Source organism: Caballeronia sp. GACF4, from assembly GCF_023631025.1.
GTDB lineage: Bacteria > Pseudomonadota > Gammaproteobacteria > Burkholderiales > Burkholderiaceae > Caballeronia.
The window spans coordinates 201,894-214,846 of record NZ_JALQDW010000005.1; the positions used below are offsets into that span (position 1 = coordinate 201,894).

Annotated in this window: 11 protein-coding genes; 1 reads left to right on the forward strand and 10 read right to left on the reverse strand. The window is 62.7% G+C overall.

The window, feature by feature from the left end:
- Nucleotides 1-32: 32 nt before the first annotated feature.
- The 10 genes from NCR40_RS07130 to NCR40_RS07175 form a co-directional block, all read right to left on the reverse strand.
- Nucleotides 33-668, reverse strand: coding sequence for a hypothetical protein (locus NCR40_RS07130; RefSeq protein WP_404989215.1), 636 nt, complete (start codon nt 666-668; stop codon nt 33-35).
- Nucleotides 669-697: 29 nt separating this feature from the next.
- Nucleotides 698-1,882 (reverse strand): beta-ketothiolase BktB, encoded by a 1,185-nt coding sequence (gene bktB, locus NCR40_RS07135; RefSeq protein WP_250509084.1) that lies wholly within the window; start codon nt 1,880-1,882, stop codon nt 698-700.
- 30 nt (nt 1,883-1,912) lie between these two features.
- Nucleotides 1,913-2,827 (reverse strand): sugar kinase, encoded by a 915-nt coding sequence (locus NCR40_RS07140; protein ID WP_244825314.1) that lies wholly within the window; start codon nt 2,825-2,827, stop codon nt 1,913-1,915.
- Between the two features lie 15 nt (nt 2,828-2,842).
- Nucleotides 2,843-4,231: a 30S ribosomal protein S12 methylthiotransferase RimO gene (rimO, locus tag NCR40_RS07145; RefSeq protein ID WP_502800973.1), complete on the reverse strand. Its 1,389-nt coding sequence runs from the start codon at nt 4,229-4,231 to the stop codon at nt 2,843-2,845.
- A 355-nt stretch (nt 4,232-4,586) separates the two neighbouring features.
- Nucleotides 4,587-5,162: a polyhydroxyalkanoate synthesis repressor PhaR gene (gene phaR, locus NCR40_RS07150; protein ID WP_244825315.1), complete on the reverse strand. Its 576-nt coding sequence runs from the start codon at nt 5,160-5,162 to the stop codon at nt 4,587-4,589.
- A 154-nt stretch (nt 5,163-5,316) separates the two neighbouring features.
- Nucleotides 5,317-6,057, reverse strand: a complete 741-nt coding sequence (locus NCR40_RS07155) for a 3-ketoacyl-ACP reductase (protein WP_244825316.1) — start codon at nt 6,055-6,057, stop codon at nt 5,317-5,319.
- 82 nt (nt 6,058-6,139) lie between these two features.
- Nucleotides 6,140-7,321: an acetyl-CoA C-acetyltransferase gene (locus tag NCR40_RS07160; protein WP_244825317.1), complete on the reverse strand. Its 1,182-nt coding sequence runs from the start codon at nt 7,319-7,321 to the stop codon at nt 6,140-6,142.
- A gap of 55 nt (nt 7,322-7,376) precedes the next feature.
- Nucleotides 7,377-9,455 carry a class I poly(R)-hydroxyalkanoic acid synthase gene (gene phaC / locus NCR40_RS07165; RefSeq protein WP_250509085.1) on the reverse strand — a complete coding sequence of 693 codons (2,079 nt, stop codon included), beginning with the start codon at nt 9,453-9,455 and terminating at the stop codon, nt 7,377-7,379.
- A gap of 319 nt (nt 9,456-9,774) precedes the next feature.
- The gene (pgeF, locus tag NCR40_RS07170; protein ID WP_250509086.1) at nt 9,775-10,608 is read right to left on the reverse strand and encodes a peptidoglycan editing factor PgeF; all 834 of its coding nucleotides are present in this window, start codon (nt 10,606-10,608) and stop codon (nt 9,775-9,777) included.
- On the reverse strand, nt 10,605-11,837 hold the full coding sequence (locus NCR40_RS07175) for an RluA family pseudouridine synthase (RefSeq protein ID WP_250509087.1): 1,233 nt from the start codon (nt 11,835-11,837) through the stop codon (nt 10,605-10,607). Before NCR40_RS07175 ends, pgeF begins: the two co-directional genes overlap by 4 nt.
- Before the next feature lie 292 nt (nt 11,838-12,129).
- Here NCR40_RS07175 and NCR40_RS07180 point away from each other — a divergent pair, with 292 nt between their 5' ends.
- Nucleotides 12,130-12,933, forward strand: a complete 804-nt coding sequence (locus tag NCR40_RS07180) for an outer membrane protein assembly factor BamD (RefSeq protein WP_244828049.1) — start codon at nt 12,130-12,132, stop codon at nt 12,931-12,933.
- Nucleotides 12,934-12,953 lie beyond the last annotated feature (20 nt).

A 12,953-nucleotide genomic window follows, 5' to 3' on the forward strand; every position in this document is an offset into this window, starting at 1 on the left:
TGTCGAGCACTGACGCCCGCTTCGAACGACCATCACTCACCGATGATCACGTTGCTCGTCCCGCCCACCGCATTACGCGGCGGCGCAGGTTCGAGCGAAGGCGCGGGCGGCGCACTGCGCGTGAGAGGCGCACCCTGCACAGCGGGCAGCGTCGCTCCCGCCACCGCTGGACGAAGATCGAATGGCCTGGAATTGGAATCGTCCGGGTCCATGCGCTCGCCCGACACGCTGCCATCCGCCGCGAACTTTCCCACCCAGTTGCCAGTGATATGCGTGCCGTCGTTCGATTCCTCGATCTCCAGCGTATCGCCATCGCGATCGCCAGCAACGAGGATCACCGACGGGCTGCCCGCGAACCGATACTCGCCATGCACGCCCGAGGGATCGTCGGTCTTCGCGCCGAGCCTCATTTCGATTTGCCGGTCGCCGAGCGTGCCGACATAACGCGGAAAGCGCGCGTATTCCGGGTTCGGCGTGAGCGGCTTTTGCGGCGGCAAGGCAAGCGTTTCGATAGCCTGCTGCGCGCCATGCGACTCGCCCTTCGCGCTGACAGGCGCATTCGCCGCGGCCGTCGACGCATCCGGCGGCATTGGAGAATTACAGCCGGCAAACGCGAATGCGGCGCCTGCGATCGTCGCCCAGTGCAAGCGCTTCATTGTTTCGATCATCCTTCGTTCCTTGACCCAAGCTCCGAGCGTCAGATGCGCTCGAAAATCGCCGCGATACCCTGACCGCCGCCGATGCACATCGTCACGAGCGCATACCGCCCGCCAATGCGCTGCAACTCGTACAGCGCCTTCACGGTGATGAGCGCGCCCGTCGCGCCGATCGGATGCCCAAGCGAAATGCCCGAACCGTTCGGATTGACCTTCGCCGGATCGAGCTTCAGTTCCCGCGTGACCGCGCAGGCTTGCGCGGCGAAGGCTTCGTTCGCTTCGATCACGTCGAGATCGGCGACGCTCAGTCCCGCGCGCTCCAGCGCCTTTTGCGTGGCGGGAACGGGGCCAATGCCCATGATTTTCGGATCGACGCCCGCATGCGCGTAAGCGACGAGGCGCGCGAGCGGCTTCACGCCGCGCTTCTCGGCGACGCCGCGCTCCATCAGCACGACAGCCGCGGCCGCGTCGTTGATGCCCGATGCATTGCCCGCCGTGACCGTGCCGTTTTCCTTCGCGAACACGGGACGCAGCTTCGAAAAATCTTCGGCCGTCGCGTTCATGCGCACGTGCTCGTCGCGATCGAAAACGGTGTCACCCTTCTTCGATGCCAGCGTGATCGGCAGAATCTGTTCCTTGAAGTAACCGGCTTCGATAGCCCGCGCCGCGCGCCGGTGCGATTCGAGCGCGAGCGCGTCCTGCGCCTCGCGCGTGATGCCGTACTTGTTCGCGACGTTCTCGGCCGTCACGCCCATGTGGATCTTGTCGAACGGGTCGTTCAACGCGCCGAGCATCATGTCGACGACGCGTGCATCGCCCATGCGCTGGCCGAAGCGCGCGGCGGGCATGACGTAAGGCGCGCGGCTCATGCTTTCCGCGCCACCGCCGATGGCGATCTCGGCGTCGCCCAGCAAGATGGATTGCGACGCGGACACGATGGCCTGCAAGCCCGAGCCGCACAGACGGTTTACCGTGAGCGCGGGCGCGTGTTGCGTCACGCCGCCGTCGAGCGCGGCCACGCGCGCGAGATACATGTCACGCGGCTCGGTCTGGATCACGTTGCCGAACACGACATGGCCGACCTCGTCGCCCTGCACGTTTGCACGCGACAACACTTCGCGCACCACGCGCGCGCCGAGATCGGTCGGCGTGAAATCCTTGAGCGCGCCGCCGAAGTCGCCGATTGCCGTGCGTACACCGCTTACCACCACTACTTCTCGCGTCATGTTCTTGTCTCCTGAGTTTGCGTGGGTCTTTTACTCCGCGAGCGCGGACTCCACTGTCTTTCTGGTCGGAATCGGGGCTACCGCGCCGAAGCCTTGCGTCGATAACGCCGCCGCCACGTTGGCATAACGCGCCGCCATAAAAGGATCGTCACCCGCGACGATACGCGCGATGAACGCGCCGCCGAAGCAATCTCCGGCGCCGGTGGCATCGACCGCGTTCACGACGCGGCCCGGCACCACGCGCCGCTCATTGGGTGTCGCGATATACGCGCCTTCCCGGCCGAGCTTGAGCGCGACGACTTTCGAGCCGAGCGCGAGCAGGAAGTCGACGATGGCGTCCTTGTCTTCATGGCCCGTGATGACGGTCACGTCGTCCCAGCTCGGCAGGCAGATGTCCGTCATGCGCAGCGCTTCGAGCATCACCGCGCGGGCGCGCGCAAGCGGCCACAGCTTCAGGCGCAGGTTCGTGTCGAAACTCACCTTTGCGCCGTGCGAGCGCGCGTGATCCATGGCGGTAAAAGCGGCATCGCACGCGGATACGCCGATTGCGAGACTGATTCCCGACAGATGCACGACCTTCGCCGCCGCGATCGCGTCGAGCGGCAGATGCGCGCTCGCATAACGGCTCGCCGCCGAACCCGCGCGCAAGTAATCGAAGCGATGCCCGCTCTCGCCGTGCGACACGAAATAAACGCCCGTGGGCGCGGTATCGTCGATACGCACCGTCGATGTATCGACATTCTCCGTGCGCCAGAGATCGAGCAGCAGTTGCCCGAACTGGTCGTTGCCGACGGCGGACACGAAGCCCGTCGACGCACCTTGCCGCGACGCCGCGATCAGAAAGTTCGAGACATCGCCGCCGAAGCCTTGCAGATAGTTCGGCTGATTTCGCGTCGACTGGTTGAACTCGATCATCGCCTCGCCGAGCGCGAGCACCGAAGGCATGGAATGCGCCATGACTTATACCTCGCCCCAGAGATCGTGGCCGTCCGCGCCGGTGATCCTGACGGAGACGAAGTCGCCGGCCTTGTAGCGCTTCGACGCCTTCGTCGCGGGCGCGATATACACCACGCCGTCGATTTCCGGCGCATCCGCCGCCGTGCGGCCAACGCCGCCGTCCGTGCTCACTTCATCGACGAGCACGCGCAGCGTCTTGCCGACTTTCCTTTTCATGCGCGCGGCCGACAGTTCCTCGGCCAGTTCCATGAAGCGCGCGCGGCGTTCCTCGCGGACTTCGTCGGGCAGCGCGCCATCGAGTTCGTTGGCCGTTGCGCCTTCGACCGGCGAATACGCGAAGCAGCCGACGCGGTCGAGATCCGCCTCGCGGATAAAGTCGAGCAGCGTTTGAAACTGCTCCTCGGTTTCGCCCGGAAAGCCCGCGATAAAGGTGCTGCGGATGGTCAGATCGGGACAAATCTCGCGCCACGTCTTCACGCGTTCGAGCACTTTCTCGGCATTGGCCGGGCGCTTCATGCGCTTCAGGACTTCGGGATGCGCATGCTGAAACGGCACATCGAGATACGGCAGAACGTGGCCGCGCAGCGGGCCTTCGGCCATCATCGGGATGACTTCGTCGACGCTCGGATACGGATACACGTAATGCAGACGCACCCACGCGCCGTATTGCGACGCGAGCTCACCGAGCGCGCCGACGAGTTCGGTCATGCGCGTCTTGATAGGCTTGCCGTCCCAGAAGCCGGTGCGGTATTTGACATCGACACCGTACGCGCTCGTGTCCTGCGAGATGACGAGCAGTTCCTTCACGCCGGACTTGAACAGATTTTCGGCTTCGAGCATGACTTCGGCGATGGGGCGCGAAACGAGATCGCCGCGCATCGAGGGAATGATGCAGAACGTGCAGCGATGATTGCAGCCTTCGGAAATCTTGAGATACGCGTAATGACGCGGCGTGAGCTTGATGCCCGCGGGCGGCACGAGATCGGTGAACGGATCGTGCGGCTTGGGCAGATACGAGTGCACGGCGTTCATCACTTCGTTGGTCGCGTGCGGACCGGTGACGGCGAGCACTTTCGGATGCACTTCCTCGATGAGCCCCGTGCCGCTCGCGCTCTTTTTCGCGCCCAGGCAGCCCGTCACGATGACCTTGCCGTTCTCGGCGAGCGCTTCGCCGATGGCGTCGAGGCTTTCCTGCACGGCTTCGTCGATGAAGCCGCAGGTGTTGACCACGACGAGGTCGGCGCCGTCATAGGTGCCGGAGATTTCGTAACCTTCGGCGCGCAGCTGGGTCATGATCTGCTCGGAATCGACAAGGGCTTTCGGGCACCCGAGACTGACCATGCCGATGCGCGGCGCGGGCGTGCTAGTACTTGATTTCAAAGAAGTATTCACGGGGACATCCGGAGAAAGACGCGCGCGGGCGACAGCGCGTGCCTCGGTCGAGGCGAATCTCGTATTTTAACCGGTTGTGGCGTGGAGAATCAGTGACGGCCGGCCGCATACATCTTCACAGACGATTTCTCCCACGCGCGTATTAACTGGACGGGCGAGATTCCTGCCTGCGTCGAGAAGGGCGATTTCCTCAAGCGCGCGTTGCGCTGTCCGGTCAATGACGCACGATGGCGCCAGCACGCAGTCACCCGCGGCGGCTTCATGGCATTCAGCGAAGTCTCGACGGATTTCCAAGCGCATCCGCCGCTCGGCGCGGCGGCGGCTGAGTCGGCCCGTGCGCTCGGGCCATGAGCGCCTATTTCTTCTCGGTCGTCGGCGGCACGACAGGCGTCGGAAACGGAAACGTGTTGAACATCGTTTTCGCCTGGGTCTGCATCTGCTCCTGCATTTGCACGAACATGTTCTTCGACTGCTCGATGTAGCTCGTCATCATGCCCTGCATCATCGGCGCCTGCATGTTCATGAATTGCGACCAGACTTCCGGATTGAGCGCGTTGCCGTCGTAGATGCCCTTGCTCTGTTCGGACAGCTTCTGCTGGATGTCGATGAACGCCTGGATATTCTTCTCCAGATACGTGCCCATCATGCCCTGCATGGCATGGCCGTAGAAGCGGATGATCTGCGAGAGCATCACCGATGAAAACATCGGCAAGCCGCCGCTCTCTTCCTCGAGAATGATCTGCAGGAGAATGCTGCGCGTGAGGTCGTCGCTCGACTTCGCGTCCAGCACTTTGAATTCTTCCTGATCGAGCACGAGCTGCTTCACATCCGACAACGTGATGTAGGTGCTCGTTTCCGTGTCGTAGAGCCGCCGGTTAGGATATTTTTTGATGAGTCGTTCGGCGGATTTCTTTGTAGTAGTGGTGGTCATTTAACGCCTTTAAACGCAGGACTTTACTGCGGTGCTAGCCGCCACGGCTTGCATTGTCGCAATAAAGCGTTGCCGCCAGTTCGCCGCGTCGTTGATCTATCCGGCAAGCAGCAGCGTCCCTCTTCACGCCTTCCGTGAGGAACGCCGCCGCCCGTCAGCCCATGTGCAAGCCGCCGTTCAGCGAGAAGTCCGCGCCGGTGGAGAAGCCCGATTCATCGGAAGCGAGCCACGCGACGATGGAGCCGATTTCATCCGGCGTGCCGAGCCGGCGCACGGGAATGGTCGCCACGATCTTCTCCAGCACTTCGGGGCGAATGGACTTCACCATCTCCGTGCCGATATAACCCGGCGACACCGTGTTGACCGTCACGCCCTTGGTCGCCACTTCCTGCGCCAGCGCCATCGTGAAGCCGTGAATACCGGCCTTCGCGGTGGAGTAGTTCGTCTGGCCGAACTGCCCTTTTTGACCGTTCACCGACGAAATATTGATGATGCGCCCGAAGCCGCGCTCGACCATGCCGTCGATCACCTGCTTCGTCACGTTGAAAAGACTCGTCAGGTTGGTGTCGATGACCGCGGTCCAGTCTTCATGCGTCATCTTCCGGAACACGACATCGCGCGTGATGCCCGCGTTGTTCACCAGCACGTCGACTTCGCCGACTTCCGCCTTGACCTTGTCGAACGCGTTCTTGGAAGACTCCCAGTCGCCCACATTGCCTTCCGACGCGATGAAATCGAAGCCGAGCGTCTTCTGGTCTTCCAGCCATTTCACCCGGCGCGGCGAGTTCGGGCCGCAGCCCGCGACGACCGTGAAGCCATCCTTATGGAGGCGCTGGCAAATGCTCGTGCCAATTCCGCCCATCCCGCCGGTTACATACGCTACGCGCTTTGTCATTCCTCACTCCATTTTCGTTATGCGGAACGGCGTTCGAACGACGCCTTCCGCTTGGCCCTTCCCATGCCTTCGGGTGTTGCGCTCAGTCACGCTCGAGCGCAAGCGCCACGCCCATGCCGCCGCCGATACACAGCGACGCCAGACCCTTCTTCGCATCGCGCTTCTGCATTTCGTGCAAGAGCGTCACGAGAATGCGGCAGCCCGATGCACCGATCGGATGGCCAATGGCAATTGCGCCGCCGTTCACGTTGATCTTCGACTGATCCCAGCCCATTTGCTTATGCACGGCAAGCGCCTGCGCGGCGAAGGCTTCGTTGATCTCCATCAGGTCGAGGTCGTTCACCGACCAGCCCGCGCGCTCGAGACAACGCTTCGATGCAGGCACGGGACCCATGCCCATGACCTTGGGATCGACGCCCGCATTCGCATAAGCCTTGATGCGCGCAAGCGGCGTGAGACCGAGCGCCTCGGCCTTCTTCGCCGACATCACGACGACCGCGGCCGCGCCGTCGTTGATGCCCGATGCGTTCGCCGCCGTCACCGTGCCTTCCTTCGAAAACGCGGGCTTGAGCGTGGAAAGCGCTTCAGCCGTCACGCCGTGGCGCACGAATTCGTCGGTGGCAAACCGCAGCGGCTCGCCCTTGCGCTGCGGAATGGACACCGGCACGATCTCGTCGTCGAAGCGCCCTTCCTTCTGTGCCTTCTCGGCCTTGTTCTGCGACAGCGCCGCGAACTTGTCCTGGTCTTCGCGCGAGATGCCGTATTCCTTCGCGACGTTCTCGGCGGTCGTGCCCATGTGGTAGTTGTTATAGACGTCCCACAGGCCATCGACGATCATGGAGTCGATCAGCTTGGCGTCGCCCATGCGAAAGCCGTCGCGCGAGCCCGGCAGCACGTGCGGCGCCGCGCTCATGTTTTCCTGACCGCCGGCGATGACGATATCCGCATCGCCCGCGATGATCGCGTTGGCCGCGAGCATCACGGCCTTCAAACCCGAGCCGCAGACCTTGTTGATCGTCATGCCCGGAACCATGTCGGGCAACCCTGCCTTGATGAGCGACTGGCGCGCCGGATTCTGCCCCGAACCCGCGGTCAGCACCTGACCCAGAATGACTTCGCTCACCTGATCCGGCTTCAGTCCCGCACGCTCCAGCACCGCGCGAATCACCGTTGCCCCCAGTTCCGGCGCCGCGATCTTCGCGAGCGAACCACCGAACTTGCCGACCCCTGTACGCGCGGCCGATACGATCACTACGTCAGTCATTTCAGTTTCCTTTGGCATCAAATGAATTCGGTTATGCGTGCGACTTCGCGCCGTGTCAGAAGTCGCGTTCCAGCACGTAGCGTCCGGGCGCGGGCTCGATCACCGGATAAGTCTTCGAGCCTTGCGACGTGCCCGCCTTCACTTCCTCGCCCGCGTTTTGCGCGAGCCATGCGGACCACGTCGGCCACCAGCTTCCCGGATGTTCCGTGGCTGCCTCGAACCACGCGTCGGCGGTTTCGGGCAGGCGCTCCTCATGGCTGTCGAGCATCCAGAAACTGCGCTTGTTCTTCGACGGCGGATTGATCACGCCCGCGATGTGCCCCGACGCGCCGAGCACGAACTTTTGCGGGCCCGTGAGAATGGGCGCGGATGCATACGCGGACTTCCACGGCACGATATGGTCTTCGCGCGAACCGTAGATGAAAGTGGGCAACGAGAGCGTCGACAGATCGATCGCCTCGCCGCACACGGTCAGCGCGCCCGGCTCGCGCAGCTTGTTCTCCAGATACGTGTTGCGCAAATACCAGACGCACATCGGACCGGGCAAGTTGGTCGAGTCGCTATTCCAGAACAGCAGGTCGAAGGCTTGCGGCGTGCGTCCCTTGAGATAGTTGTCGACGACGTAATTCCACACGAGATCGTTCGGCCGCAGATACGAGAACGTATTGGCGAATTCGATCCCGCGCATGAGCCCGGCGGGCGCGCCGTTCTTGCCGCCGATCGACTGCTCGCGCATCTGCACGTGTGCTTCGTCGACGAAGACGTCGAGCACGCCGGTGTCGGAAAAATCGAGCATCGAGGTGAGCAGGGTCATCGACGCGGCCGGCTCTTCGCCGCGCGCCTTCGCTACCGCGAGCGCCGTCGCCAGAATGGTTCCGCCGATGCAAAAGCCGAGCGTGTTGATCTGCTCCTCGCCCGTGATGTCCTTGATGACGCCGATGGTTTCGAGCACGCCCTGTTCGACGTAATCGTCCCATTCCTTCGCGGCGAGCGATTGATCCGCATTGCGCCACGACAGGATAAAGACTTGCTGCCCTTGTTCGAGCGCATAACGCACGAGCGAGCTTTCAGGCTGAAGATCGAGGATATAAAACTTGTTGATGCAAGGTGGCACGATCAGCAAAGGCCGCGCATAAACCTTCGGCGTGAGCGGCTTGTACTGGATCAGTTGCACGAGTTCGTTCTCGTACACGACCGAGCCTTCCGTCGAACCGATGTTCTTGCCAACCGCGAAGCGCGACTCGTCCGACTGCGAAATCTTGCCGCGCTGCAAGTCGTTGAGTAGATTGAGCATGCCCTGGCGCAAGCTCTCGCCCTTGCTTTCGATGAGCGTCTTCTGCGCTTCGGGATTGAGCGCGAGATAGTTGCTCGGCGAAGCCGCAGCCGCCCATTGCTGCACCGTGAAGCGGATGCGTTCGCGCGTCTTGGGATCGCTCTGCACGGCGTCCGCGAGTTCTTGCAGATAACGCGCGTTCAGCAGATACCACGCGGCCGTGAAGGCATATGCCGGCGTGTTCTGCCACGTGGTGTCGGTGAAGCGGCGGTCCTTGAGCGATGCAGGGTCGATGCTCTGCTCGCCCGCCTGCTTGAGCAATGCGGCGGCATCGCGCGAATAATTGCTTTGCAGTTGTTGCAGACGCTCGGGCGCGATGGCTGCCGTCGGAATCTTCGGCAACGTAGGCAAGCCCTGCATCGACGCGCCGAAGCCCGGCATGCTGCTCGCGAGCTTGGCGAATTCGGCCAGGCCGTTCATCTTCGCGAAGTCGGGCATTTGCGGCATGACGGTTGGAACCGCGCCGAATGCATTCGGAAATGCACCGGGCAAACCCGCACCGGACAAACCCGGAAACGCGCCCAAGCCGGGAAACGAACCAAACGAACCGAACGCTCCGAACGGCGGCGCGCTCGCGCTATTCGCAGCGGCTCCGTCATTCGTCTGCGCGTTGGTTTGCGCGTTGGTCTGGGGATTGAATTTCGCCCATTGCGCGGGATCGGCGACCGAGCGCCACGCGTTGAGCCATTGATCGAACGCTTGCTGTACGCCTGTCGGATCAGCGGGAACTTCAGCCGTCGAACTGCTGGCAGTACGGGAGCGGGCGGAGGACGAAGAGGAGGAACTAGATTTGGAAGCCATACCCGCTTTTGACCTGTAAGTCTCGCAAGACTGATTGCTGATGCAGGCAACGCCGGGCTTGTCTCAACCAGCGCGCAAGTGTCGATGCGCACTATGCGCGCCACAAGAGTCACCTAGCTACGCCGTGCCCGATTGAATGAATTCCGGGAACATTCTTGCTCTTAGGACTCAGGCATGTCAATGCTTCACCTGATTTTGCCGCAGTGCGATATTTTTTTAATTATCGTTTTCCCCATGCGAGATATTGCATTCGCATGGGCTTACGCAAGTTCCTGCGACTTAAAGCTGGCAGTTGTCGCTGAATGCAGATGACGAGCAGTTAATCGCCAAGCCAGATCATGGCGGCCATGCGCCCTGTCACGCGATCGCGACGATACGAATAGAAGCGCTCTCGCTCGCTCACCGTGCAGTGCGTACCGCCATGAACGCGCTTAGCTTCCACGCCGATATCGGCTAAACGCAAGCGCGCAAGCGTATAGATGTCGGCGAAGTATTTGCCTTGTGCGCCGGTCGGCTTGAACGCTGCCGCGGTGAGGTCGCGTCGGTCCGCATTCGCGATCGACACGAAGGCATCGAGCACGTCCTCGCCCACTTCGAATGCAGCGGGACCAATGGCCGGACCGAGGTAAGCATTGAGGCGCGATGTTGGCACGCCCGCGAGTTGCGCCACCCGCGCGCCCGTCTTCTCGACGATACCGCCCGCAAGACCTCGCCAGCCCGCATGCGCGGCGCCGACCGCGCGGCCTTCGCCGTCGCAGAAGAGGACCGGCAAACAGTCCGCCGTCATCACCACGCAGACGACGCCCGGCCGGTCGGTCACGCTCGCATCGGCGCGCGTTGGACCGGCTGCGCGGCGCTCGATGACCGCGTGCGCATCTTCAACCGTCGTGCCGTGAATCTGTTCGAGCCACGCAGCTTGTCCGATGCCCGTCAACGCCAGCGCGCGACGGCGATTTTCGATGACGGCATCCGGCGCATCGCCGCTCGACAAGCCAAGATTGAGACCGCCCGCGCCCGGCGTGCCGCCACCGAAAGGCACCCCGCTCACGCCGCCCGCGCGGGTCGTCACGAACGCATGCACGCGCGGCGAGACGCGCCATTGCGGCCACACGCAATCATCCGCGCTCAATGTGACGTCAGTGCGATGGGTCATGCTTCGTCGTCCTCGTCATCGGCATCGTGTTCGCCTTCTTCGTCGTCGTATTCGTCGTCCCAGTCTTCGCCGTCATCCATTTCATAGACTTGCGGGAAGTCGTCGTCTTCGTCTAGTTCGACTTCGTCGTCGCGCCCGAAGCCGAGTTCCGTGGCGAGCTTGGCGAGATCCTCGGGCACGTCCGCGCGCCAGTGCACCTGCTTGCCCGTTGCCGGATGAACCAGACCGAGCCGCCACGCGTGCAGCGCCTGACGCGCAAAGCCGTCGGGCAGCGGCGTCACCGAACGCCGGCCGCGTATGTGACCGTAGACCGGATCGCCCAGAAGCGGATGGCCGCTCGCCGCGCAGTGCACGCGAATCTGGTGCGTGCGTCCGGTTTCGAGATCGCAATGGATCGCGCTCACGGGCTGCCCGTTCCACAGCGTCCGGTCGATGGTGCGAAAGTGCGTGCGCGCCGGTTTCCCCGATGCGCCTTGAACCACGGCCATGCGCGTCCTGTCGCGCGAATCGCGGCCGATGGGCGCGTCGATGGTGCCGTCGTCCGGCATCCTGCCCCACACGAACGCGACATAACGGCGCTTCACCGTGCGCGCCTGCAACTGCCGCACGAGGTCGGTCTGGGCTTCGAGCGTGCGCGCGACGACCATCAGCCCCGAGGTCTCCTTGTCCAGCCGATGTACGATGCCCGCGCGCGGCAGCCCCGCCGCCGCATCGCCATAACGATGTAGGAGACCGTTGAGCAAGGTGCCGCTCCAGTTCCCCGCGGCGGGATGCACGACCATGCCGGCGGGCTTGTTGATGACGACGAGCGTTTCGTCTTCGTACACGATGTGAAGCGGCACCGGCTCGGGCGTGAACGCGAGTTGCTCGGGCAACAGGTCGGGCACGAGCGCGATGGTCGCGCCAAGCGGCACGGGCTGGCGCACCTTGGCGCTGGCGCCATCGACGAGCACGCGCCCTTCCTCGATCCAGCCTTGCAGACGGCTGCGCGAAAACTCGGGGAAGATCTTGGCCAGCACCTTGTCGAGCCGCTCGCCTGCGAGTTCGTCCGGCACGCGCGCCTCGCGCGGCGCTTCCTCGTTGCGATGCCGCGCTTCCTTGCCGCGATGCGGCGTGCCGGCATCGGGCGCATGCGCGTCCGAATCGGTAGAAGCTGCGTCGTCGGGCTTGGCGCTTCGGCTATAATCTTTGAGTTGGTCTTTGGTACGGCGTGTACTTGAGCGGGTCATTTGAACGGGATATCGGGTTGTACCCGGTGAGTCAGTCTTCATCTCGGGCTGCAGTTCGGGACATTGCGCAAGACGTTCTTTACAGCGCGCGACACTGCCGGGCAAACTTCAATGCAGGCAATGCAAGGAAGCCGCGCCAGACCGTTGCGGACCGGGAAACCGGGCGGAATTCGAGGGATTTCCAAACGGAAAATCTTGAGCGAAAACCGCACCGGACACACAGCTAGACATAGCGAGATTCAGCCAGGAACAGCAAGCACTAATGCGAGCCTTCAACACCATTCATCAATCGATGCAGCAATCGATCAAGTATCTGGCGCTGGGCGCGAGCGTCGCCATTGTCACGGCCTGCCACGGCTTGCCGGAGAAGACCGACGAAACGGCTACGTGGAACAACAACAAATTATATACGGAGGCCCAGGACGCGCTTTCAGGCCGCGACTGGGGCAAGTGCTCCAAGTATTTCGAAGCGCTCGAAGGCCGCGATCCGTTCGGTCACTTCGCGCAGCAGGCGCAGATCAACGTGGCTTACTGCAACTGGAAAGACGGCGAGACCGCATCGGCGGATCAGGCAATCGACCGGTTCATCAAGCTGCACCCGGATCATCCGGACATCTCTTATGCCTACTACCTGAAAGGCATGATTCACTTCAACGACGACCTCGGACTCTTCGGCCGCTTCTCCGGCCAGGACATGAGCGAGCGCGACCCGAAGTCGCTGCGCGAGTCGTATGACGCGTTCAAGGTCGTGGTCGATAAATATCCGCAAAGCAAGTATGCGCCCGACGCCGCGCAACGCATGCGCTATATCGTGAACGCGCTCGCTTCGCACGAAGTCCACGCGGCGGATTACTACTATCGTCGCGGCGCGTATGTCGCGTCCATCAACCGGGCGCAACTCGCCATTCGCGAATACAAGAACGCGCCGGCCACCGAAGAAGCGCTGCATCTCATGATGCTCTCATACGAGAAGCTCGATCAGCCGCAACTCGCCGACGACACCAAGCGCGTGCTTGCCGCCACGTTCCCCGACAGCCCGTATGTCACGGGCAAGCGTCGCGCGAGCGCGGAAAAGGCGTGGTATCAGATCTGGTAAGCAGAACGCGAGATCGTTCG

Excerpts from the sequence above, each read along its gene's own strand:
- NCR40_RS07130 (WP_404989215.1), bottom strand. The coding sequence starts at position 668 with ATGATCGAAACAATGAAGCGCTTGCACTGGGCGACGATCGCAGGCGCC.
- bktB (WP_250509084.1), bottom strand. The coding sequence starts at position 1,882 with ATGACGCGAGAAGTAGTGGTGGTAAGCGGTGTACGCACGGCAATCGGC.
- NCR40_RS07140 (WP_244825314.1), bottom strand. The coding sequence starts at position 2,827 with ATGCCTTCGGTGCTCGCGCTCGGCGAGGCGATGATCGAGTTCAACCAG.
- phaR (WP_244825315.1), bottom strand. The coding sequence starts at position 5,162 with ATGACCACCACTACTACAAAGAAATCCGCCGAACGACTCATCAAAAAA.
- NCR40_RS07155 (WP_244825316.1), bottom strand. The coding sequence starts at position 6,057 with ATGACAAAGCGCGTAGCGTATGTAACCGGCGGGATGGGCGGAATTGGC.
- NCR40_RS07160 (WP_244825317.1), bottom strand. The coding sequence starts at position 7,321 with ATGACTGACGTAGTGATCGTATCGGCCGCGCGTACAGGGGTCGGCAAG.
- phaC (WP_250509085.1), bottom strand. The coding sequence starts at position 9,455 with ATGGCTTCCAAATCTAGTTCCTCCTCTTCGTCCTCCGCCCGCTCCCGT.
- pgeF (WP_250509086.1), bottom strand. The coding sequence starts at position 10,608 with ATGACCCATCGCACTGACGTCACATTGAGCGCGGATGATTGCGTGTGG.
- NCR40_RS07175 (WP_250509087.1), bottom strand. The coding sequence starts at position 11,837 with ATGACCCGCTCAAGTACACGCCGTACCAAAGACCAACTCAAAGATTAT.
- NCR40_RS07180 (WP_244828049.1), top strand. The coding sequence starts at position 12,130 with ATGCAGCAATCGATCAAGTATCTGGCGCTGGGCGCGAGCGTCGCCATT.